The following is a 20,021-nucleotide window of genomic DNA, read 5'->3' as shown; positions in this document are numbered from 1 at the left end:
CTCCCGAGGCGCCCGGCCCGTTCTCATTCGGCGATCCGGCGCGGATTACGCGGGTTCTGCAGAGCGCCGGTTTCACCCAGGTCGCCATCGTGCCTTTCACGCAGGCCATTCCCTTCGGACAGGGCGAGACGCGAGCAGCCGCCGTCGAGGACGCGCTGGAGATGGCGTTCGAGGTTGGCCCCCTTTCCCGCGCGCTGGCCGATCAGGACGACGACCTGCGCAGCCGCGCTGCAACCGCCGTCAGGGCTGCCTTTGCGCGGCGTCCGGGCGAACGCTCGGTCATGATCGATGCGGCTGCGTGGATCGTCACGGCGCATAGTCCCACGGCCTGACCAGGTGGACAGGACACAAGGATGCAGGGCGGCAAACCGTCCTGCATTCGACCAACGATTTATCTGGGAATACCGTAAAAACTGGAGCGGGCGAAGGGATTCGAACCCTCGACCCCAACCTTGGCAAGGTTGTGCTCTACCACTGAGCTACGCCCGCTCTGGCGTTTAAAGGAGCGGTTCGCCAAGGCGATCCGTCCGGGTGGAGGGGCCACTAGCAGCGCTTTGCCCCCTCGGCAAGAGGGGTGAACCGGAAAAAAGGCCGAAGCGCAATTCACGCCGAAAACGGCGCCTAACGTGTGCGGCGATGCCAGCCGAATGCCAGCGTCACCACTGCCAGCATAACCAGAACCGCGCAGGTATCGGCGGCAAGGTCCATCCATTCCGCATCGCGGTGCAGGAACGGGATCATCTGGACGATCTCGATCCCCGCGCCGACCGCCACGAGGCTCAGCGCGATTCTGATTTTCGAGGTACGCGGATAGGCCAGCACGGCCAGCACGGCGAGGGTGGCAAACGCCATCATATGCTGGAATTTATCGTTCATCTCCCCCGCCAGCTGCGGCGGGTGCGGCAGCACCGCCATGGTGACGGCAAAGGCCAGCGCGGCCCAGAACGCGATTCGGAAAATGCTTTGCATGTTCTCATTATCGCGTTGCAGCACAGTCGATTCAAATTGAACTTATGTAACCACGCGCGCCCGCGCCACGTTTTGTCGAAAAACTGTATGGCGAACGCGGGAAAACCGCCCAAGCCCCAATGAGGCTGGACGGCAATTTCTACTGCATGTCAGGAGAAACTGGAGCGGGCGAAGGGATTCGAACCCTCGACCCCAACCTTGGCAAGGTTGTGCTCTACCACTGAGCTACGCCCGCTCTGGCGTTATCCAACCGGGCGGCGTTGGCCGGGTCCGGTGTGGAGGGGCGCCACTAGCAGCGGTTTCCAAACCCCGCAAGAGGGAAGTGCAAGAAAACTGCAAGACGTCGCGAGACACCGGGAATTACCGCAGGCGACAGCGCATTAACCCTTCACAAACGGCCCCGGAAACCCGATCTAAGGTGCCGACATACAGCCTTCAACCACTACGGGAGCACGAATCTTGGCCAGCATGGGTCTCAATCTCGACGAGCAGAAGGCAGTGGACCGGTTTCGCCAGGCGGTGGTCGAGCCTTCGATGACCCAGCTCGTGATTCTCGACTTCTGGGCTGAGTGGTGCGGGCCGTGCAAGGCGCTGACCCCGCTCCTCGAAAAGGTCGCGGCGGAATATGCTGACAAGGGAGTGATCCTCGCCAAGGTCAATGTCGACGAGGAACAGTTCATCGCCTCGCAGTTCCAAGTGCGCTCGATCCCGACGGTCTATGCGATCTTCCAGGGCCAGCCGGTGGCGGACCTGACCAATGCCCGCAGCGAATCGCAACTCAAGACGATGCTCGACCAGCTGCTGGAAAAGCTGCCCGTGCAGCCCGCCGGCGCAGAACCGAAAGTGGACCTCGCCCCGCTGATCGCCATGGCTGAGGAAGCTCTGGCTGACGGCGATGGCGAGCGTGCCGCCAGCATCTACATGCAGATCCTTGAGGTCGCGCCTGACAACGGCGAAGTGATCGCCGGGCTGATCCGCTCCTTCGTCGCCGCCGGGCGACTGGAAGAGGCCGCGCAGGTCCTCGATTCGCTGGGCGAGCCGCTGACCGCCGATCCGAACGTCGAACGCGCCCGCAAAGCTTTGGCGCTGGTGCAGGACAAGCCCGAGGACAGCGAACTGGCCGCCTTGCGCGCGGCCGCCGCCGAGCGCCCCGCCGACATGGAGGCGCAGTTCGCCTTCGCCGCCGCCGCCTTTGCAGCCGGAGAGCGTGACGCCGCCGCCGAGACGCTGCTGCGCATGGTCGCTGCCGACCGCGAGTGGAACGAAAGCGCCGCACGCACGAAACTGCTGGAGATCTTCGAGGCCGTGGGGCTGGAAGATCCGTGGGTATCGGCAACCCGGCGCAAGCTTTCCACCGTGCTGTTCGGCTGAGCCAGAGTTGGCACGGGTCACGATCTTCCCCCTCGCCGGCGCAGTCCTCTATCCGGGACTGCAACTGCCGCTCCACATCTTCGAACCACGCTACCGTGCGATGGTGAGCGATGTGCTGGCCCGTGACCGGCGCATCGGCATGATCCAGCCACAGCGCCCTGCGGAGGGCTCCACGCTCTACACCGTGGGCTGCCTGGGACGGATCGGCGATGTGGAGGCGCTGGAAGACGGGCGCTTCAACATCGTACTGGAGGGCGAGACCCGCTTCAGGGTGCTGCGCGAACTGGTCGTGACGACGCCGTTCCGGCAGGTCGAGGCCGAACTGCTGGCGGAGAACAACGGCGAAGTCCTCGCCCCCATCGAGCGCGCCAGCTTCGAGCGCGAAGCCCGCCGCTTCGCCGATGCGCAAGGCTACGTGGTCGATTGGGATCAGGTGGGACGGCTCGACGATCTCTCGCTGATCAACGGCGTCTCGCAGATCGCGCCGTTCGACCCTGCCGCCAAGCAGGCCCTGCTGGAGGCATCCGGCCTTGGCGCGCGGTGCGAGCTTCTGGTCCAGCTCATGCAGTTCTTCGGTCGCACCAGCGGCGATGATGACGAGGACGGCGCGACTTTACAGTAGGCCGGGCGAGGTTGTGCCCGACGCTTGCGACGGGATCAGGCCGAGCGGAGGTCGATAGACCCGCAAACACCTGAAGCATGAACGTCCCGGCCATGCCTGCTGCACGCTTCGTCCCGCCTTTACCTCCCCCCGCAGGAAAATCGCTGGTGCAAGGCGCCAGCTCAACATAGTCTGCAACTGGGGAAGGCGCGATGCAGGGAGACTGCGTCATGAAGAAGCGCGTCCGGGGTTCCCGATTTCATTTCAAAACGATTCTGGCTCTGACTTTGGGCTTGTGGATGCTGCTGATAGGCACCGCCCTAGCCCTTCAGGCAGCCTTCACCCATGACGGCTCGCGCCGCAAGGTAGGCCCGCCGATCGCTCTCGGTGGCCTGCCGGAGCATTATCCGGTCGACGGATAGCGCCGATCGACGGGTAGAAATCCCCTCATCCAGCCGGGGGAGCGAGCAGTTACGCCCTGTGCGGGGCCAGCAGGATGACTGCGGCGCCCGCGAGACACAGGCCTGCGCCCAATATGTCCCAGCGGTCAGGCCGCACGCCCTCGGCCAGCCATAGCCAGATCAGGGCCGAAGAGATGTAGATACCCCCATAGGCTGCATAGGCGCGGCCCGCCTGCGAGGTGTCCACCAGCGTCAGCAGGTAGGCGAACAGCACCAGCGAAGCGCAGCCGGGGACCAGCCACCACACGCTTTTCGACAGACGCAGCCACGCCCAGAACGCAAAGCAGCCAGCAATCTCCGCCAACGCCGCACCGGCGTATATCGCGAAAGCCGGCATCAACGCAGCATCATCCCGGAAGCAGGGACGACTTGACACCGTCGATGACATATTGCGCCGCCAGCGCGGCCAGCAGGACCCCAAGCAGGCGGGTAATCACCGCCTCCACCTTATCGCCCAGCACCCGCATCAGCGGCCCGGCAGAGGCAAGCGCGGCGAAGCTCAGCAGCATGACCGCCAGCATCGCACCCAGGATCACCATCGTCTGCCCATCGCCCTTGGCGCGCGAGGTGAGCAGCATCATCGTCGCGATCGAGCCGGGGCCTGCCAGCATCGGCATCGCCATCGGGAAAACCGAGACGTCCTCGACCTCGGTATTGGCCATGATCTTCTCGGCACGCTCCTCACGGCGCTGGGTGCGCTTTTCGAAGACCATGTCGACCGCGATCATGAACAGCATGATGCCGCCCGCGATACGGAAGGCGTCCAGTTCGATGTGCAACGCGCCCAGCAGGCGCTCGCCGAACAGGCCGAAGACGATCAGGATACCGCTGGCGATAAGGCAGGCACGCGCCGCCATGACGATCGCCTGACGACGGCTCGCCCCGGCCGAAAGCCCGGCATAGATCGGCGCGCAGCCCGGCGGATCGATCACCACGAACAGGGTGATGAAGGCGCTGACGAAGAGTTCGTACATTCTTTACCGTTCCCCGGCGGCTATATCGAGCGAGAACACCTGCCGCTGTTCCCCGCCCTTGAGCATCGACACCGCCACGGTACGCGAATTGTCCGGCGCGACGGTGTACGTCCATTTCAGAGTGCCGTCATCGGACTCGCCCGAACCCTTCGGACGAACCATGCCGGACTTTTCCTCGACCACGATGGTCCCCTCGGGATGCGGTCCCTGATGGCGCCTGTCGCAATCCGCAACCGAAGCGGAGAGCATGTCCGGTTCCACCAGCGGCTGCGCCAGGGTATCCCCCTGATCGAGAATCCAGCGGAAATTGCCCTTCTTCTGGCGCTTCCAGATGGTGGTGAAATAGCCCGTTTTGCCGTCCGGCTGCTGCCAGCCGCCCTTGGTGACGCCGACCGTGCCGTCGCAGCTCATCCAGACCTGATGGGTCTGCCACTGCACCGGCGCAGAAGGGTCGGCCCGGCCGCGAAGCCAGTCCTTCGCCAGCACCGCCTGCGGCACGAACATCACCGCATCGTCATCCGCATATTCGCGAAAGGCGGTCCATTGACCCTTCTCGCGCGCCATGCGGGCAAAGGCGATTTCCGCGGCGACCAGCGCACTGGGATTGGCGGTGCCGGCACCTGGCGGACCGTCGTAACCCTTGCGCCGCGCCGCGGCCTCCATCGGGGAAGCCAGTGCGCCCGCCAGCGCAAGCAGCGCCAAGGCGGGCGCAAGGCGCTTCAAAGCGCGCTCTCGTCGAGGGCGAGGCCCATGTTGCGATGCGCAGCGACGACCGTATTGCGCAGAAGCACGGCGATGGTCATCGGACCCACCCCGCCCGGCACCGGCGTGATCGCGCCTGCGACCGCGCTGGCCGAAGCGAAGTCGACGTCGCCGACCAGCTTGGTCTTGCCTTCCTCAGGTCCCGGAACGCGGTTGATACCCACGTCGATCACGGTCGCGCCGGGCTTCAGCCAATCACCCTTGACCATTTCCGGGCGGCCCACGGCGGCGATGACGATGTCCGCGCGGCGCACTACTTCGGGCAGGTCCTTCGTCCGGCTGTGCGCCACGGTGACGGTGCAGCTTTCCGCGATAAGAAGCTGCGCCATTGGCTTGCCGACGATGTTCGAACGTCCGATCACGACCGCATCCAGGCCCGAAAGCGAGCCCAGCTTGTCCTTGAGCAGCATCACGCAGCCCAGCGGCGTGCACGGCACGAAGCCCGGCAGGCCCGTGGCCAGACGCCCGACATTGACGACGTGGAAGCCATCAACGTCCTTGTCCGGGTTGATCGTGGCGATGATCTTCGCCTCGTTCATGTGCGCCGGAAGGGGCAGCTGGACGAGGATACCGTCCACCGCCGGATCGTCGTTCAACTGCGCGACGACGGCGAGAAGATCGGCCTCGGCAGCATCGGCGGAGAGCTTGTGTTCGAAGCTCTCCATGCCGCAGGCCAGTGTCTGCTTGCCCTTGTTGCGCACATAGACCTGGCTTGCCGGGTCCTCGCCGACGAGGACGACTGCGAGACCGGCCTTGCGCCCGGCTTTCGCCGCGAAGTCCGCCGCGACATGGCCGACGCGCGTGCGCAGCGATTCGGCAAAAGCCTTGCCGTCGATGATAGCCGCCGTGCTCATCAGCCGTAGGCCCTTGCGAGGTTGCCCAGAATGATCTGCAGGATCGTCAGCCCGATGATCAGAACCATCGGCGAGAAGTCGATCGCGCCGGTATTGGGCATGATCTTGCGGATGGGCTTGAGCATCGGTTCGAGGATCGCGTTGAGCGCGGTGTAGATCGCCGAGACGAACTGGTTGTGCATGTTGACCACGTTGAACGCGATCAGCAGGCCCAGCACGAACTGCACGATCACCACGAAGACGATGATGTTAATGAGGTAATCGACGATCTGGTAGAGGGTGAAGAACAGCAACGCCGGCTCCTTTTCTGCGCGAATGCGCTTTCAGGCCGCGCTGATAGCCGAGCAAACGGCATCGGGGCAAGGGTGCGTCCACCGTAGATGGGTGGGGATCGACGAACGGCGAGATGCGGGTGACATCGAGAAATGATGGCCCCGACGGGAACGCCGGCCCGCCCTTTACCCTGCCCCTTACTTCGTCAGCGTCGAGGTCCGCTCGATCCGCCAGTTAAGCTGCTCGCCGCTGGCACCGGGCACGTCGTTCACGCGGCGCAGCACGATGGTTCCGCGCTTGGAGGGACGCCCGTCGCCGAAGTCGACCACCAGCGGCGCTTCGTAGTAGAGCGAGCCGGCCGCGCCTTCCATGTCACCCTTGCCGACCGCCAGCTTTGGGCCGGCCTTGCCGCCGAATTCCGCTTCGAGCTTGGCGGGCGTCATCTCGGCATCGAGGCTCCACGCCCTGGCGCCATTGGCCCAGTCGCCCACGCGGATGGCGCTGACGTAATAGCGCAGCAGGCGTTCGGGATCGCGGCGCTCGGTCAGCGCGCCCATGTCGAGCGTACTGGCGACAGCAGCCCCGGCGGCCGCACCGGAGGCATCCGTGACAGGCCCGTCTTCGCCCACCGCGCCGCTGGCGTCAGAACTGGCGCCTGTATTGGGAGCCAAACTAGCCACACCGGCCGGCGTATCGCCGCTCTTGTCACAGGCGGCAAGCATCAGCGCGGCTCCCGAGAGCGCGATGGCGAGGGCGGCTTTGATACGCATGTGCTTAGAAAAGCCTTTCGGTTCTCAGGTTCCCCTCCCCGAGGAACGATTGGCGCGGAAGAATTCAGCCCGCACGGATCAGCGTGCCCGCACCTTCCTGCGTGAATATTTCCAACAACATGGCATGCGATACCCGTCCGTCAAGGACGACGGCAGCCTCGCACCCGGCCTCGATGGCGTGGATGCAGGTTTCCAGCTTGGGAATCATGCCGCCCGAGATCGTGCCGTCGGCTTTCAGCCCCTCGATCGCGGCTGGGGTGAGGTCGGTCAGCAGTTCGCCCTGCTTGTCCAGTACGCCGGCCACGTCGGTCAGCAGGAACAGGCGCGAAGCACCCAGCGCGGCGGCGATGGCGCCGGCCATGGTATCGGCGTTGACGTTGTAGGTCTGCCCGTCCGGCCCCGGCGCGATCGGTGCGATCACCGGGATCATGCCCGCGGCGGAAATCGTGTCGATCACGGTGGTGTCGATCTTCTCAGGCTCGCCCACGAAGCCGAGGTCGACGACCTGCTCGATGTGGCTGTCGGGGTCCTTGCGGGTGCGCTGCACCTTGCGCGCGGTGACCATACCGCCGTCCTTGCCGGACACGCCCATGGCCTTGCCGCCCGCCTTGGCGATCCAGCCGACGATTTCCTTGTTGATCGCGCCCGACAGGACCATTTCCGCGACTTGCGCGGTTTCCTTGTCAGTGACGCGCAGACCGTCGATGAAGCGGCTTTCCACGCCCATGGTCTTGAGCATGGCGCCGATCTGCGGCCCGCCGCCGTGAACGACGACCACGTTGATGCCGACTGCTTTGAGCAGCACCACGTCCTCGGCGAAGTCGACCGCCTTCTCCGGGTCGCCCATGGCGTGGCCGCCATACTTCACCACGAAAGTGCGCCCGGCGTAACGCTGCATGTAGGGCAGCGCGTCAACAAGGGTTTCGGCCTTTACCAGGAAGGCGGGATCGTGCGGATTCGACATGCGATGCGCTTTAGCCGGGTACGCGCATTTTTGAACCCGTTTTGCGCGATTATTTCTCGCGACAAGGCCGGTGCCCGAGAATGGTGGAACGCCCATTCTCGAAGCGAAGGCGTCAGGCGTCCAGCTTGCGGCCCAGCTTCACGAAGAACCAGATGAACGGCGGCACCATGATCGTCGAAAGCACCAGCTTCGAGATGATCTGGCCTTCCATGATCGAGAGCAGCGGCAGGCCGGTGCCGACGAAGGAAATGGTGATGAACAGCACCGTATCGATCACCTGCGACAGCATCGAGGCGACCCATGCGCGCACCAGTAGCAGACGGCCTTTGCCTTCGGACATCCGCGCGAACAGGTACACGTTGAGCGTCTGCGACACACCGTAGGAAATCAACCCGGCGAACTGCATCCGCGCGCCCTGCCCCAGCAAGCGGGCATAGGCCTCCTGATCCCCCCAGAATGCCGCAGGCGGAACGACATGGATCACGAAGGTCAGCAGCAGCATCGAGACGATCAGCGGGATGAAGCCGTAGCGCACCAGCCGGTTGGCCGTGTCCTTGCCGTGCAGCTCGGCCACTGCGCTCGACAGCACGACCAGCAGCAGGAACGCGAAGATGCCCGATTCCACCGCAAGGTCGCCCAGCACCGGCCAGTTGCCGAGCGATGCGAGCTTGGTCCCCAGCACGCCCGCCAATACGACGAGGCCTCCATAGAGCAGCGAGAAGACGAAGAGCGAGCGGGTGATGACGGGCGCGGGGCGATTCATCGCCATGCTCTTAATGCGTGGTGGACGATTGCACTAGGTGGCGCGGGACAAATTCGAACGGGGCCTGAAACACGCGATTCGTCGAGCCGCAGATGGCTGGGAGTGGGGGACAAGAGACCTGCCGTTTTCACCTGTCGCCGGTGGCTGGCAGTCATTTGCAAATACGGCTCGAACGTGACGGCTGTCGACTCATCTTGCCATTAGGCCGCACGTTTTGGCCTCCTGAAAGCGGCCCCTTCCCACCGACTTATGTCGACCGTGCAAACCTGCGCGCCCTTTGCACCAGTTTTGCCCAGCCTTGAAAAGGCTCTAGCCGCGCCGCGCCTGCGCCAGTAGGGTCGATCGCTTGTCGCCAAACGTTTCCCCGGAGCCACCCGCCTCAATGCACGTCGCCTACAGCCTGATCGGCATTGTTCTCATCATGGCGGCAGCCTTCCTGCTTTCGACCGACCGCAAGGCGATCCGCCTGCGCGTGGTCGGGGCGGCATTCGCCCTTCAGGCCGGTCTTGCCGCGCTGGTGCTCTATGTGCCGCTAGGCAACAGGATGCTGCAGGGCGCCGCCAGCGGCGTGGAAAGCCTGCTCGGCTATGCCCATGCCGGCATCGATTTCCTGTTCGGCCCCTTGGCCTCGCCGGAGATCGGCGGCCAAAGCTTCGCCATCTCGGCGCTGCCGGTCATCATCTTCTTCGCCTCGCTGATCTCGATCCTCTACTATCTCAAGATCATGCCGCTGGTCGTCCGCTGGCTCGGCGGTGCGCTTGAGAAGGTGACGGGGATCAGCAAGGTAGAAAGCCTATGCGCGGCCTCGAACATCTTCGTCGGGCAAAGCGAAGCACCCTTGGTGATCCGCCCTTATCTCGCCGCGCTCAACCCCTCGCAGCTGTTCTGCGTGATGACGGTGGGCCTTGCGGGCGTGGCCGGGACCATCCTGGCCGCCTATGCATCGATGGGCATCCGTATCGACTATCTCGTCGCCGCTGCCTTCATGTCTGCGCCGGGCGGCATATTCATGGCCAAGATGATCATGCCCGATCCCCGCCCCGGCCTCGCGATTGACGGCGTGGATATCCACGAAGGCATGAACCCGCCCGCCGGTATGGTCGCGGCCGCGCTCAACCGCGCCGACGTGACCCACCAGCCCGGCGTCCATGTCGACGAACCGGCAACCGTCGATCACGAAGAAGAACAGCCCGCCAACATCATCATGGCCGCCTCGCAAGGCGCCCAGACCGGCGTGAAGCTAGCGGTCGCAGTCGGCGCGATGGTCCTCGCCTTCGTGGCTCTGATCGCACTGGCAAACGGTTTCGTCGGCTGGTTCGCAGGGCTTTTCGGGTTCGACGGTGTCACCTTCCAGGGACTGCTGGGCTATATCTTCGCCCCGATCTTCTATCTGCTGGCGACGCCGGACTGGACCGAAGCACTCCATGCCGGCGGCCTGTTCGGCACCAAGATCGTCCTCAACGAATTTGTCTCGTTCATCGAACTGGGCAAGGACGGCGCCCTCAGCCCGCGCACCGTCGCCGTAGTGACCTTCGCGCTCTGCGGCTTCGCCAACTTCTCGTCGATCGCGATCCAGATGGCGGTGACGGGCGGGCTTGCCCCCAACCAGCGCCCGATCATCGCCCGCCTGGGCATCCGCGCGCTGGCGGCGGGCAGCCTCTCCAACCTCATGAGCGCCGCGCTCGCCGGACTGTTCCTCACCGCCTTCTGATCGGCGCGCGTCCGGGCGATCTTGCCCCGGCGCGTCTGGACAATCGGATCGGGCATTGCTCATCTCCAGCCCACGAGAGCAGGAGACGACGATGCCCGATCAATTCCGCGAAACCTATGGCCCGATCGCCCTGGTGACGGGCGCCTCCTCGGGCATCGGCCTCGCCTTCGCCGAGGAACTGGCGGAGCGCGGCTTCGACCTCGTGCTGACGGCGCGCCGCACCGATCGTCTCGATGCTCTGGCCGAACGGCTGCTCTCCTCCCATGCGGTCCGCACCACGGTGATCGGCTGCGACCTTGCCGACCCGGACGCCCCCGCGCGAATTCTGGAAGCGACGCAAGGAACCGACGTCGGCCTTGTCGTCAGCAACGCCGGCTTCAACGTCAAAGGTGCCTTCGAGGACACCGATGCCGCCGCCATGGCGCGGATGCTGACGGTCAACTGCCATGCCCCGATGCAGCTTGCTCATGGAATGATCCCCCGCCTCAAGGCGCGGTCTCGCGGCGGGATCGTATTCACCGCTTCGGTCGAAGGCCTGATCGGTTGCCCCTATTCCGCCGCCTACTCCGCCTCCAAGGCGCTGGTGGTGGCACTGGGCGAAGCGCTCTGGGGCGAAATGCAGGGCACCGGCATCGACGTGCTGACCCTGTGCCCCGGCGCCACCGAATCGGAAGCGACCGCCGGGATGGAAGGCATCTCCCATCTGCAAAGCGCCGCCGAGGTGGCGAATCTGGCTTTGGGGAACATGCGCCAAGGACCGACGTTCGTCCCTCACGCCCACTACCGCCAGATGTTCGAAGCCTTGCGCGCCCAGCCCCGGCGTGAAGCCCTCACCGCCATGGCCGAGGGCATGAGAAAGCGAGGCTAGGTCCGGCGGCGCCTCGTCAGCGCCAAAGCCGACAGCACGATCCCCGCGAGGATCAGCGCCATGCCGACGAGGTGATAGCGCTCAAGCTTCTCCCCCAGCAGCAGGGCGGAGAGCAGCGCACCGAACAGCGGCATCAGAGTTATCGCCTGTCCCGCGCGCGCTGCGCCAAGCTGCGCCGTCGCAGCGTTGTAAATGAAATAGGCGAGCACCGAGGGAAACACGCCCACATAGGCAAAGGCGGCCAGCACCTTCGGGCTCCAGGCTACGTGAAGCCCCTCTGCCCACTCCCACCCGGCAAGCGGCGCCATGGCCAGCGCGCCGAGCATGAAGACCAGCAGCAGGAAGCTGGCAGACGAGATCGCCGGCTTCTTGCGCAGCAGCACGGTGTAGAGCGCCCAGACCACGACACCGCACAGGATCAGCGCATCGCCCATGCCGAGGCGCAGCGTGGTCAGCGCCGAGACGTCACCCCTGAAGACAATCCCGACAACGCCCAGCGTCGAGGCGGCAACGCCGGCGATATGCAGCGCCCCGGCCCGTCCGCCGAATATCACCCGGTCCAGCACCAGCACCAATGCCGGGATCGAAGCCTGCAGCAGCAACGCATTGGCTGCGCTGGTATGGCGCAGGCCCGAGTAGATGAAGGCGTTGAAGCACACAATACCGAGGAACCCGAGCGCCAGAATCCAGCGCCAGCCGGCCAAGGCCTCGGCCCGCTCGGCCCAGAGCCGGCGCGCTGCGAACGGGGCCAGTACCGCAACCGCGATCAGCCAGCGCCCGAAGGCCAGCGTGAAGGGCGGAATATCGCCTCGCACTGCCCGGCCGGTGATCGAATTGCCCGCCCAGAATAGCATGACCAGGCCCAGCAGCAGGAACGCACGCGTGGTAGAGCGGGATTCGGGCATGGTCGGCTGATGTCCCGCTAGAGGTCGAGGCTTCAGCCCAGCGCTGCATCGAGCATTTTGGCGAGCCTCAGGCCGGCCCGCTCGATGCGTTCGTCGATGACGGGAATGGCCTGCTCGATCGCCTCGTTGCTCCAGACGATCTTCTGCGGCTCCTTGACGTCACAGGGCAGCTTGCCGCCGAAAGCCAGCGGGTAGAGGAAATCGCGGCTGATCTGCCAGCTTTCGCGCTCCCAATCCTCTAGCGTGCCGGTGGCGAGACTGGCCTTCTCCGCAGCGCTGTAGCGGCGCACCAGCGTCGGGGCGGAAGTGATCGCGCGCTCGGCCAGCAAGCCGTCCCAGATCGAATGCAGGTTGCGGCCCGGCGCCTCGCCGTAGTCGGCCTTGACCGCGTTGCCGCCCATATCGTCGTTCTCGCCGACGTGGAGCGGCTGATGAATATCACCCACGAAATGGACCAGGAATGACAGCGCCTCAAGCCGCAGCACGGGCGCCAGCTTGCGGTCGGCCAGCAGCCGCGCATCGCGCTGAATCTGGGCGGTCGCGCACATGCCGTCGCGGCAGTGGGCCTTGAGGTCGAAAGTGCCGCAGATGGGCTGGTCATGGTAATGCCAGGAATTGGCATAGGCCCAGCGCCATTGCTCGCTCTTGATGCAGTCGGGCCAAGTCGCCGCGTCCTCGATCGTGCGCATCGAGCATTTGGGCGTGTCGATTTCGCCCTGATGCCGCAGCAGTTGCGTGATCGCGGCGCGGGTGCCGGGCTTCACGTTGGCCATGGCGATCGCACCAACGGTACGGTGACCAAGGGCGCCCCATGCCATCGCCGGGACCGAGAGCCCCATGGAAAGAGCGGCCGACAGCGCGGCCAGGATCGTCAGAATCTTACGCATCAGGTCACCGGGTTTTCGTACTGCTCGATGACCCAGTTCTCCGCCTCGGCAGCGGTGATCCAGGCCTGCATCCATTCGTGCTCCCACACCGCCTGCATATAGGCCTGCGCAAAGCCCGGTACGCCGATGCCGTAGGTGAGAAAGCGGCTGACCACCGGCGCATAGAACACGTCGGCCGCGCCGAACGTGCCGAACAGGAAAGGGCCGCCCTTGCCGAAGCGCGCCCGCGCCTCGGCCCAGAGCGTCAGGATGCGCACGATGTCGCCGCGCGTTTCCTCGTCGATGCCGGGAAGTTCCACGCGGGCACGGATGTTCATCGGGCAGGAACGGCGCAGCGCGAGGTAGCTGGAATGCATTTCCGCCACCATGGAGCGCGCCATCGCGCGGGCATCGTCGGCCTTGGGCCAAAAGCGGTCGCGCCCGACCTTGTCGGCAAGGTAGTCGACGATGGCGAGGCTGTCCCACACCACGGCGTCGCCGTCCCAAAGGATAGGCACTTTGCCGTGACTGGGAGCAAGATCGTCGGAATCGCGCTTGAGCGCCTCCCATTCCTCGCCGAACAGCGGAACCGTCAGTTCGTCGAAGTGCAGGCCCGATTGCCTGCATGCCAGCCAGCCGCGCAGGGACCAGCTGGAATAGTTCTTGTTGCCGATGATAAGCTTCACAGCGAGCGCATTCCTGTGTGGGGAATGCGGTGCCTAGTGGCTGGGGCGCGGTGTGTCGAGGCGCAACGGGCCCATGGGTTCCACAAGCTCGGCCGAAGCGAGCGTTTTAGAAGGCCCGCGTTATCGTATAGAACAGCGCGCCCACAGCGGCGCTGGCAGGGATGGTGATGAACCAGGCCACGATCACCCGGCTAGCCACCGACCAGCGCACGGCGCTGGCCCGGCGGGCAGCGCCGGTGCCGACGATCGAGCCGGTGATCGCATGAGTGGTCGAAACCGGGATGCCCAGCGCGCTGGCGCCGAACACCACGATCGAGCCGGCGGAGGAGGCACAGAATCCCGAGTGGTGGTTGAGCTTGGTGAGCTTGGAGCCCATCGTCTTGATGATCTTCCACCCGCCCGACAGTGTACCCAGTGAAATCGCCGCGTAGCAGGACAGCACGACCCATTCGGGCACATGGAACTCACCCGACATGTGCCCGGTGGAATAGAGCAGCACAGCGATGATACCCATCGTCTTCTGCGCATCGTTGCCGCCGTGGCTGATCGAATAGGCAGCGCTGGAGATGAGGTGCAGCCCCTTGAACGCGCTGTTCGACCGGCGCGGCGAGACGCCTTTGAACAGCCAACTCGTCACCAGCATCAGAAACATGGCGATGAAAAAACCGAGGACAGGCGACACGAAGATCGCCGCAATCGTCTTCACCGTGCCCGAGCTTTCGACGACGGCGAAGCCGCCGTGCGCGATCCCGGCGCCCAGGAGCCCGCCGATCAGCGCGTGGCTGGAACTGGAGGGAATGCCCTTGATCCAGGTCAGCACGTTCCAGAACATAGCGCCCACCAGCGCACCGAAGACCACGGCCGGGGTCACCGCGTCGACGTTGATGATGCCCTTGCCCACCGTCTCGGCGACATGCAGGCCCATGATCCAGTAGGCCGCGAAGTTACCGGCCGCCGCAAACAGCACCGCCAACACCGGCGAGAGCAGCCGCGTCGCAACAACGGTAGCGATCGCGTTGGCGGCATCATGAAGGCCGTTCAGGAAGTCGAACGCCAGCGCCAGCGCGACAAGGCCGAACAACAGCGGCAAAGCAAGACTGTGGTCCATCGATCAGGAGTGGTCGATAACCAGGCCGTCGATCTCGTTGGCGAGATCCTCGAAACGGTCGACGACGCGCTCAAGACGCTTGAACATTTCCTGCCGGACGATGAAGTACAGCGCGTCCTTGCCCTGCGCTTCGCGGAAGATGCGCTTGAGGCCGGCGGCATGGATCTCGTCGGCATGGCCCTCCATGCGCACCAGGCGCTCGGTCAGTTCGTGCAGGCGGTGGCCGTTGTCGGAAATCTTGCGCAGCAGCGGGATCGCTTCGGCAGTGAGGCGCGCGGCGTCGACGATGATCGCCGCCATGTCGCGCATTTCCGGCTCGAACTCGATTACCTCGTAGAGGTCCGAGGCGTTGGCGGTCTGCTGCATCTCGTCGATGGCATCGTCCATCGTATTGATGAGATCGGTGATCGCGGAACGGTCGAACGGGGTCAGAAAGCTGCGACGCACCGTCTGCAGCACTTCGCGGGTGATGTCGTCGGCGTCGTGCTCACGCTCCTCGATCTCGCGGATGTGTTGGGCGCGGCCGGGACCGCCTTGCGCAAGGCGGGCGAGCGCATCTGCGCCGGCGACCAGAGTCGCGGCCTGCTTTTCGAACAGGTCGAAAAAATTGCCCTGCTCGGGAAGGAGCTTCTGGAACCAGGCGAACATGGCATTGACCCCTGTCTTTTCGGCCACGGTATCGGCCACTGCGCCGAACATGCGCGCGGGACTGGCGGCGGCGCGGAATTCGCGCGCGCCGAAGGAACGGATGAGCGCCTGCAAATCTTCCTCGTCCACCGCGCGGGCGGCCTCGGCAAGCGGAAACCAGCGGCGCTCGCGCTGGTGCTGCTCATCCCAGGTATCGAGTTCGTCGGTTACGGCAAACGGATAGACGTCAACGTCGGCCCAGACCGAGGCCCCTGAATTGCGCTGCTTGCGGTAGCGATAGGAACCCAGTGGCACCGGGCAGGTCGCGCCCAGCACACCGGCTTCTTCCTCAGCCTCGACCGAGGCGGCGGTATGCGGCGCCATGCCCTTCATCAGCCCGCCCTTGGGGATCACCCAGCGGCCGGTGCCGCGCGAAGTGATGAGCATGATTTGGATCGGCGCATCGACGGCATTGCCGAGGGTACGGTAGGGGAGAACGGCAATCTGGCGCATTGGCGAGATTTCCTTTTCATCCCTGGCGCTGGTGGAGCGGGGCCCATAGGCGAGCCGCGCCCGTCACGCAATCGTCACAAAGTCGGAAGGGCACCAGAAGTGTGGACGCAGCAAGGTGAAGGCTTGGTTTCGGGCCGTCTACGACTGCGGATTACCGTCACATTCCCGTCGTCGCCATTCTGGTGGCAACGGCGGAAATGCACGAATTTCAGGCTTAGAGTTCCGCGTCGCCCAACACGGCGGCACGCAGTTCCTCGATCCCCAGACCTTTTTCCGAGCTGGTGATGTGAACCACGGGGAACGCCGCCGGATGCTTGCGCGCCTCGACCAGCGTGGCGGCGTGCACGGCTTCCAGTTCGCTGGCCTTGATCTTGTCGGCCTTGGTGAGGACGATGCGGTAGCCCACGGCGGCCTCGTCCAGCATCTTCATCATCTCGAGGTCGACCGTCTTCACGCCGTGGCGCGAATCGATCAGCACCAGGGTGCGCTTCAGTTCCACGCGGCCGCGCAGGAAATCGCGCACCAGGCGGCGCCAGGTCTCCACCACCTTGGGCGGAGCCTTGGCGAAGCCGTAGCCGGGCATGTCAACGAGGCGGAAGCGCAGCGGCTCACCCACGTCGAAGAAGTTCAGCTCCTGCGTGCGCCCCGGCGTTACCGAGGTGCGCGCGATCGCCTTGCGCCCGACAAGCGCGTTGAGCAGCGAGGACTTGCCGACGTTCGAGCGGCCGGCGAAGGCCACTTCGTTGACGATCGGATCGGGCAGGAACTTGAGTTCAGGCGCGCTCTTCAGGAACGTCACCGGTCCTGAAAAGAGCTTGCGCGCCCGTTCGGTCAGCTCGGCGAGCTGCGCCGCTTCGAACTGGTCTTCATTCATGCTCACGCCTTTGCATCCCGCTCATTTGCGCGGGCCTTGTCGGCTGCGTCTTTTTCCTGCTGCGCCTTCAGCTGCGGATGGCGGCTGTACAGGTACTTCTGCTGCGCGATGGTGAGCAGGTTGGAGGTGATCCAGTAGACCAGCAGACCCGAAGCGAACGGCGCCATCACGAACATCATGAACCAGGGCATGATCATGAACACCTGCTGCTGCGCCGGGTCCATCTGGGCCGGGTTCAGCTTGAACTGCAGGAACATGGTGAAGCCCAGCAGCAGAGCCAGCACGCCGATCGCGAGGAACGCGGGCGGGTTGAAGGGCAGCAGGCCGAACAGGTTGAGGATGTGCAGCGGATCGGGCGCGGACAGATCCTTGATCCACAGCACGAAGGGCTGGTGGCGCATTTCGATCGCCAGCATCAGCGTCTTGTACAGCGCGAAGAACACCGGGATCTGCAGGAACATCGGCAGACATCCGGCCATCGGGTTGACCCCCTCCTTCTTGTAGAGGGCCATGATCTCCTGCTGCTGCTTCTGCTTGTCGTCCTTGTAGCGTTCCTGCAGCGCCTTCATCTTCGGCTGGATCGCACGCATTGCGGCCATCGAGGCGAAGCCGCGCTGAGCCACCGGGAACATGATGCCGCGCACGATGGCGGTCAGCAGGATGATCGCGACCCCGAAGTTGCCGACCAGCTTGAACAGCGAGGTGAGCAGCCAGAAGATCGGCTTCTCGAACCAGCGGAACCAGCCCCAGTCGATCGCAAGACCGAAGTTGGCGATGCCCTGCTTCTCGTAGGCGTCGAGCACGTTGTGCTCCTTGGCGCCGGCGAACAGCTTGGTGGTCACCGAAACGCGCTGGCGCGGCTGGAGTACCTGCTGGTCGTAAACGAGATCAGCGCGGAAGATATCGTTGCCGAGCGAGCGGAAGGTACCATCCGCCTTGGTGCCCACGGGGATCAGCGTCGACATCCAGTAGATGTCGGTGAAGCCGATCCAATCGGTGCGGCCAGCGCCGGCGACGGTCCGGGCCTCGACCACGTCCTTGTAGTTGTTCGAGAAGGTGACCGAACCGTCGAAGGCGCCGATGGGGCCGGAATGGACGTTCCAGGTATCCAGGCTGGCAGTCCGGTCGGTACGGTTGACCAGGGCAAAGGGCTTCAGCGTAACCGGAGCGCCGCCACCGTTCTCGACCGTCTGGACGGCCGTGATCATGTAGTCCTTGTCGATCGAATACGTGATCGCGAAGCGCTGTCCGGTGGGGTTGGTCCAGGTCAGCGTCAGCGGCGTCGCGGGGGTCAGCTTGGCGCCCGCAGGCGCGGTCCATACGGTCTGCGCGCCGGGAGCGGCAACGCCGCCCTCACCGACCCAGCCGAACTGTGCAAACTGCTGCGCCGGGGTGCCGGCGGGCGAGAAGGTGCGCACGGGCCCGGAATTCTTCTCCACCGTCTCGCGGTGGCGGTTGAGCACCAGGTCGTCGACGATCGCGCCGGTCAGGTTGATCGAGCCCGACAGGCCGGGTGCGGCAACCGGAACCCGGCCACCGCCGGCGAGCGCGGTCTTGAGGTCCTGCTGTTCCAGCGCCACGTCGGCGGCATCGCGCAGGCCGCCTTCGCGGGTCGGCTTGGTCGGGCTGGGCGCCTGATCAGGGCCGCCAGCGGCGACGTTCTGAACCGGCGTCTTGGCCTGAGGGTAGAAGTAACCGACCCCGGCTTCCCATCCGAACAGGACGAGCGCGGTCAGCAGGACCGCGAGGATGATATTGCGCTGCTTTTCCACGAAGGCTTGTTTCCTGCTCGTATTGCCGGTCGGCGGCGGCGCGGATGGCCGCTCGCTTCTTGTCAGTCGTTCTGTTCAGTCAGGGACGGGATCATGACCGTGCCCGCCCCACGGTTGGCAGCGCAATAGACGCCAGAGCGCCAGCCATCCACCCTTAATCGCACCATGCTTTCGCACTGCCTCAATCGCGTATTGCGAGCAGGACGGCGAATAGCGGCAGGTCGGCGGCATTATCGCCGAAGGGCCAAGCTGCCACGCCCGCGCGATCCCGATCAGCAAGAGCCCGGGAAGCGCCACGAGGAAGCGGATCGCCCGCTTCATCTCCGGGGCGGTGGGCGGCGCCGTCCGCCGGTTCGGGGAGAATCGCCCTTGCCATCGCGTGCGCGGCCGAATGCGGCCACGAGTTCGTTGCGCAAGGCCGCAAAGTCGCGCTCGATGCCGTTTTCGCGGCCGATCAGGACGTGATCGGTGTCCGGCAGGCCGTGTTCGTGCAGCAGTTCACGCAGCAGCGCCCGAAAGCGCCGCTTCATGCGGTTGCGCACGACGGCATTGCCGATCTTCTTGGTCACCGTGATCCCGGCGCGCTGCCCCAGCCCATCGTTGCGATTGGCAAGCAGCACGAAGCCGGGACGCGCGACTCTCAGGCCGCGATTGGCAGCAAGGAAGTCGGACCGGCGGGTCAGGATCGTGTAGGCATCGGCCATGGCTGCGTAACTAGTGATCGTCCCGCGATAATGGAAGAACGCCACTCTCCGTTCGTCGCCGAAACGGACCATGGGCCATCGCTCGTTTCCGAACGAATCATGAAAGCCGCGCTATTGGCGATTCGTGCCAAAGCAAAACGGCGCCAGACCATGCCCTCGCCAACCGGCGAAAGCGTGGTCTGGCGCCGTCAGGCAGGGGCAAGCCCCTGCCGCTACCGGCGAATCAGGCCGAAAGCTTGGCGCGGCCACGTGCGCGGCGTGCACGGATGACCTTGCGGCCACCGACAGTCGCCATGCGCGAACGGAAGCCGTGACGGCGGGCGCGAACAAGGTTGCTCGGCTGGAAAGTGCGCTTCATGTCAGTCCTCGAAATACCAACTTGGCCCCGAAGGACCTGAACAAAAAGGGCCGCCCGGACCGGACGACCGCTAAACTCTTGCGGGCCGATACTGAAGGGCCGCATCAGAGTCAAGGCCGAGTACATGCGCAGGCGCCGCCTCGAACCGAAGATCCCCTTAAACAACCCGGTGCCGATTTACCAGTATGGCGGACCATGCCGGGATGGCGGATCATGCTCCGCGCAATTGTTCGGCGCGGCAGAGACGGCACGGCCCGGGGGAGTGGG

At 64.8% G+C, this 20,021-nt stretch carries 24 protein-coding genes, 2 tRNA genes and 1 pseudogene; 6 read left to right on the top strand and 21 right to left on the bottom strand.

The window, feature by feature from the left end; all coding sequences use genetic code 11:
* Window positions 1-332: pseudogene (locus GVL61_RS04230) on the top strand (SAM-dependent methyltransferase); the annotation flags it as partial.
* A gap of 82 nt (window positions 333-414) precedes the next feature.
* On the opposite strand, the gene GVL61_RS04225 reads toward GVL61_RS04230, so the two are convergent.
* The 3 genes from GVL61_RS04225 to GVL61_RS04215 form a co-directional block, all read right to left on the bottom strand.
* Window positions 415-489, bottom strand: a tRNA-Gly gene (locus GVL61_RS04225).
* 132 nt (window positions 490-621) lie between these two features.
* The gene (locus GVL61_RS04220; RefSeq protein ID WP_159977285.1) at window positions 622-969 is read right to left on the bottom strand and encodes a hypothetical protein; all 348 of its coding nucleotides are present in this window, start codon (window positions 967-969) and stop codon (window positions 622-624) included.
* A gap of 160 nt (window positions 970-1,129) precedes the next feature.
* Window positions 1,130-1,204 (bottom strand) — tRNA-Gly (locus tag GVL61_RS04215).
* Between the two features lie 233 nt (window positions 1,205-1,437).
* Between GVL61_RS04215 and GVL61_RS04210 the strand changes: the two genes are divergently transcribed.
* The 3 genes from GVL61_RS04210 (at window position 1,438) to GVL61_RS04200 (ending at window position 3,363) form a co-directional block, all read left to right on the top strand.
* The gene (locus GVL61_RS04210; RefSeq protein ID WP_159977337.1) at window positions 1,438-2,340 is read left to right on the top strand and encodes a tetratricopeptide repeat protein; all 903 of its coding nucleotides are present in this window, start codon (window positions 1,438-1,440) and stop codon (window positions 2,338-2,340) included.
* Window positions 2,341-2,347: 7 nt separating this feature from the next.
* Window positions 2,348-2,962 carry an LON peptidase substrate-binding domain-containing protein gene (locus GVL61_RS04205; RefSeq protein ID WP_159977283.1) on the top strand — a complete coding sequence of 205 codons (615 nt, stop codon included), beginning with the start codon at window positions 2,348-2,350 and terminating at the stop codon, window positions 2,960-2,962.
* A 209-nt stretch (window positions 2,963-3,171) separates the two neighbouring features.
* Window positions 3,172-3,363: a hypothetical protein gene (locus tag GVL61_RS04200; protein ID WP_159977281.1), complete on the top strand. Its 192-nt coding sequence runs from the start codon at window positions 3,172-3,174 to the stop codon at window positions 3,361-3,363.
* Window positions 3,364-3,412: 49 nt separating this feature from the next.
* Here GVL61_RS04200 and GVL61_RS04195 read toward each other — a convergent pair whose 3' ends face one another.
* The 8 genes from GVL61_RS04195 to GVL61_RS04160 all read right to left on the bottom strand — a co-directional run bounded on the left by GVL61_RS04195 (window position 3,413) and on the right by GVL61_RS04160 (window position 8,762).
* Window positions 3,413-3,739 (bottom strand): YnfA family protein, encoded by a 327-nt coding sequence (locus tag GVL61_RS04195; RefSeq protein ID WP_159977279.1) that lies wholly within the window; start codon window positions 3,737-3,739, stop codon window positions 3,413-3,415.
* Window positions 3,740-3,749: 10 nt separating this feature from the next.
* On the bottom strand, window positions 3,750-4,376 hold the full coding sequence (locus tag GVL61_RS04190) for a MarC family protein (RefSeq protein WP_159977277.1): 627 nt from the start codon (window positions 4,374-4,376) through the stop codon (window positions 3,750-3,752).
* A 3-nt stretch (window positions 4,377-4,379) separates the two neighbouring features.
* Window positions 4,380-5,099 (bottom strand): hypothetical protein, encoded by a 720-nt coding sequence (locus tag GVL61_RS04185; protein ID WP_159977275.1) that lies wholly within the window; start codon window positions 5,097-5,099, stop codon window positions 4,380-4,382.
* Complete coding sequence (gene folD / locus GVL61_RS04180) at window positions 5,096-5,992, bottom strand: bifunctional methylenetetrahydrofolate dehydrogenase/methenyltetrahydrofolate cyclohydrolase FolD (protein ID WP_159977273.1); 897 nt, start codon at window positions 5,990-5,992, stop codon at window positions 5,096-5,098. Before folD ends, GVL61_RS04185 begins: the two co-directional genes overlap by 4 nt.
* Entirely contained in the window at window positions 5,992-6,285 is a 294-nt protein-coding gene (locus GVL61_RS04175) for a YggT family protein (RefSeq protein WP_043972205.1), read from the bottom strand. The genes folD and GVL61_RS04175 overlap by 1 nt, the downstream gene beginning before the upstream one ends.
* A 177-nt stretch (window positions 6,286-6,462) precedes the next feature.
* A complete protein-coding gene (locus GVL61_RS04170; protein WP_159977271.1) occupies window positions 6,463-7,035 on the bottom strand; it encodes a hypothetical protein in 573 nt (190 codons plus the stop codon).
* A gap of 64 nt (window positions 7,036-7,099) precedes the next feature.
* On the bottom strand, window positions 7,100-7,999 hold the full coding sequence (gene argB, locus GVL61_RS04165; RefSeq protein ID WP_159977269.1) for an acetylglutamate kinase: 900 nt from the start codon (window positions 7,997-7,999) through the stop codon (window positions 7,100-7,102).
* A gap of 112 nt (window positions 8,000-8,111) precedes the next feature.
* Window positions 8,112-8,762 carry a queuosine precursor transporter gene (locus GVL61_RS04160; RefSeq protein WP_200844838.1) on the bottom strand — a complete coding sequence of 217 codons (651 nt, stop codon included), beginning with the start codon at window positions 8,760-8,762 and terminating at the stop codon, window positions 8,112-8,114.
* A 382-nt stretch (window positions 8,763-9,144) separates the two neighbouring features.
* Here GVL61_RS04160 and GVL61_RS04155 point away from each other — a divergent pair, with 382 nt between their 5' ends.
* Together GVL61_RS04155 and GVL61_RS04150 are read left to right on the top strand one after the other, a co-directional pair.
* The gene (locus GVL61_RS04155; protein WP_159977265.1) at window positions 9,145-10,473 is read left to right on the top strand and encodes a NupC/NupG family nucleoside CNT transporter; all 1,329 of its coding nucleotides are present in this window, start codon (window positions 9,145-9,147) and stop codon (window positions 10,471-10,473) included.
* A gap of 91 nt (window positions 10,474-10,564) precedes the next feature.
* Entirely contained in the window at window positions 10,565-11,341 is a 777-nt protein-coding gene (locus GVL61_RS04150) for an SDR family oxidoreductase (protein WP_159977263.1), read from the top strand.
* Here GVL61_RS04150 and GVL61_RS04145 read toward each other — a convergent pair.
* The 10 genes from GVL61_RS04145 to rpmH all read right to left on the bottom strand — a co-directional run bounded on the left by GVL61_RS04145 (window position 11,338) and on the right by rpmH (window position 19,754).
* Window positions 11,338-12,246, bottom strand: coding sequence for a DMT family transporter (locus GVL61_RS04145; protein WP_159977261.1), 909 nt, complete (start codon window positions 12,244-12,246; stop codon window positions 11,338-11,340). The genes GVL61_RS04150 and GVL61_RS04145 overlap by 4 nt on opposite strands.
* Window positions 12,247-12,278: 32 nt before the next feature.
* Complete coding sequence (locus GVL61_RS04140) at window positions 12,279-13,133, bottom strand: S1/P1 nuclease (RefSeq protein WP_159977259.1); 855 nt, start codon at window positions 13,131-13,133, stop codon at window positions 12,279-12,281.
* On the bottom strand, window positions 13,133-13,798 hold the full coding sequence (locus GVL61_RS04135) for a glutathione S-transferase family protein (protein WP_159977257.1): 666 nt from the start codon (window positions 13,796-13,798) through the stop codon (window positions 13,133-13,135). Before GVL61_RS04135 ends, GVL61_RS04140 begins: the two co-directional genes overlap by 1 nt.
* A gap of 106 nt (window positions 13,799-13,904) precedes the next feature.
* Entirely contained in the window at window positions 13,905-14,906 is a 1,002-nt protein-coding gene (locus GVL61_RS04130; protein ID WP_159977255.1) for an inorganic phosphate transporter, read from the bottom strand.
* Between the two features lie 3 nt (window positions 14,907-14,909).
* Complete coding sequence (locus tag GVL61_RS04125; RefSeq protein ID WP_159977253.1) at window positions 14,910-16,046, bottom strand: DUF47 family protein; 1,137 nt, start codon at window positions 16,044-16,046, stop codon at window positions 14,910-14,912.
* A gap of 214 nt (window positions 16,047-16,260) precedes the next feature.
* Entirely contained in the window at window positions 16,261-16,920 is a 660-nt protein-coding gene (gene yihA, locus GVL61_RS04120) for a ribosome biogenesis GTP-binding protein YihA/YsxC (protein WP_159977335.1), read from the bottom strand.
* A gap of 2 nt (window positions 16,921-16,922) precedes the next feature.
* Window positions 16,923-18,692 (bottom strand): membrane protein insertase YidC, encoded by a 1,770-nt coding sequence (gene yidC, locus GVL61_RS04115; RefSeq protein ID WP_159977251.1) that lies wholly within the window; start codon window positions 18,690-18,692, stop codon window positions 16,923-16,925.
* 75 nt (window positions 18,693-18,767) lie between these two features.
* Window positions 18,768-19,013, bottom strand: a complete 246-nt coding sequence (gene yidD / locus GVL61_RS04110; RefSeq protein ID WP_159977249.1) for a membrane protein insertion efficiency factor YidD — start codon at window positions 19,011-19,013, stop codon at window positions 18,768-18,770.
* Window positions 19,010-19,396, bottom strand: a complete 387-nt coding sequence (gene rnpA, locus GVL61_RS04105; RefSeq protein WP_159977333.1) for a ribonuclease P protein component — start codon at window positions 19,394-19,396, stop codon at window positions 19,010-19,012. The genes yidD and rnpA overlap by 4 nt, the downstream gene beginning before the upstream one ends.
* A gap of 223 nt (window positions 19,397-19,619) precedes the next feature.
* Complete coding sequence (gene rpmH, locus GVL61_RS04100; protein WP_059152365.1) at window positions 19,620-19,754, bottom strand: 50S ribosomal protein L34; 135 nt, start codon at window positions 19,752-19,754, stop codon at window positions 19,620-19,622.
* Between the last annotated feature and the right edge of the window lie 267 nt (window positions 19,755-20,021).

The sequence above is a fragment of the Novosphingobium sp. 18050 genome (assembly GCF_902706195.1).
Lineage (GTDB): Bacteria > Pseudomonadota > Alphaproteobacteria > Sphingomonadales > Sphingomonadaceae > Novosphingobium.
The sequence above is the reverse complement of the archived record's forward strand: the minus strand, read 5'-3'. Positions and strand labels throughout refer to the sequence as shown.

What these genes read in the sequence shown, in the direction of transcription:
- GVL61_RS04220 (WP_159977285.1), bottom strand. Translation starts at nt 969, where the DNA reads ATGCAAAGCATTTTCCGAATCGCGTTCTGGGCCGCGCTGGCCTTTGCC.
- GVL61_RS04210 (WP_159977337.1), top strand. Translation starts at nt 1,438, where the DNA reads ATGGGTCTCAATCTCGACGAGCAGAAGGCAGTGGACCGGTTTCGCCAG.
- GVL61_RS04200 (WP_159977281.1), top strand. Translation starts at nt 3,172, where the DNA reads ATGAAGAAGCGCGTCCGGGGTTCCCGATTTCATTTCAAAACGATTCTG.
- GVL61_RS04195 (WP_159977279.1), bottom strand. Translation starts at nt 3,739, where the DNA reads ATGCCGGCTTTCGCGATATACGCCGGTGCGGCGTTGGCGGAGATTGCT.
- GVL61_RS04190 (WP_159977277.1), bottom strand. Translation starts at nt 4,376, where the DNA reads ATGTACGAACTCTTCGTCAGCGCCTTCATCACCCTGTTCGTGGTGATC.
- folD (WP_159977273.1), bottom strand. Translation starts at nt 5,992, where the DNA reads ATGAGCACGGCGGCTATCATCGACGGCAAGGCTTTTGCCGAATCGCTG.
- GVL61_RS04170 (WP_159977271.1), bottom strand. Translation starts at nt 7,035, where the DNA reads ATGCGTATCAAAGCCGCCCTCGCCATCGCGCTCTCGGGAGCCGCGCTG.
- argB (WP_159977269.1), bottom strand. Translation starts at nt 7,999, where the DNA reads ATGTCGAATCCGCACGATCCCGCCTTCCTGGTAAAGGCCGAAACCCTT.
- GVL61_RS04160 (WP_200844838.1), bottom strand. Translation starts at nt 8,762, where the DNA reads ATGAATCGCCCCGCGCCCGTCATCACCCGCTCGCTCTTCGTCTTCTCG.
- GVL61_RS04155 (WP_159977265.1), top strand. Translation starts at nt 9,145, where the DNA reads ATGCACGTCGCCTACAGCCTGATCGGCATTGTTCTCATCATGGCGGCA.
- GVL61_RS04150 (WP_159977263.1), top strand. Translation starts at nt 10,565, where the DNA reads ATGCCCGATCAATTCCGCGAAACCTATGGCCCGATCGCCCTGGTGACG.
- GVL61_RS04145 (WP_159977261.1), bottom strand. Translation starts at nt 12,246, where the DNA reads ATGCCCGAATCCCGCTCTACCACGCGTGCGTTCCTGCTGCTGGGCCTG.
- GVL61_RS04140 (WP_159977259.1), bottom strand. Translation starts at nt 13,133, where the DNA reads ATGCGTAAGATTCTGACGATCCTGGCCGCGCTGTCGGCCGCTCTTTCC.
- GVL61_RS04130 (WP_159977255.1), bottom strand. Translation starts at nt 14,906, where the DNA reads ATGGACCACAGTCTTGCTTTGCCGCTGTTGTTCGGCCTTGTCGCGCTG.
- GVL61_RS04125 (WP_159977253.1), bottom strand. Translation starts at nt 16,046, where the DNA reads ATGCGCCAGATTGCCGTTCTCCCCTACCGTACCCTCGGCAATGCCGTC.
- yihA (WP_159977335.1), bottom strand. Translation starts at nt 16,920, where the DNA reads ATGAATGAAGACCAGTTCGAAGCGGCGCAGCTCGCCGAGCTGACCGAA.
- yidD (WP_159977249.1), bottom strand. Translation starts at nt 19,013, where the DNA reads ATGAAGCGGGCGATCCGCTTCCTCGTGGCGCTTCCCGGGCTCTTGCTG.
- rnpA (WP_159977333.1), bottom strand. Translation starts at nt 19,396, where the DNA reads ATGGCCGATGCCTACACGATCCTGACCCGCCGGTCCGACTTCCTTGCT.
- rpmH (WP_059152365.1), bottom strand. Translation starts at nt 19,754, where the DNA reads ATGAAGCGCACTTTCCAGCCGAGCAACCTTGTTCGCGCCCGCCGTCAC.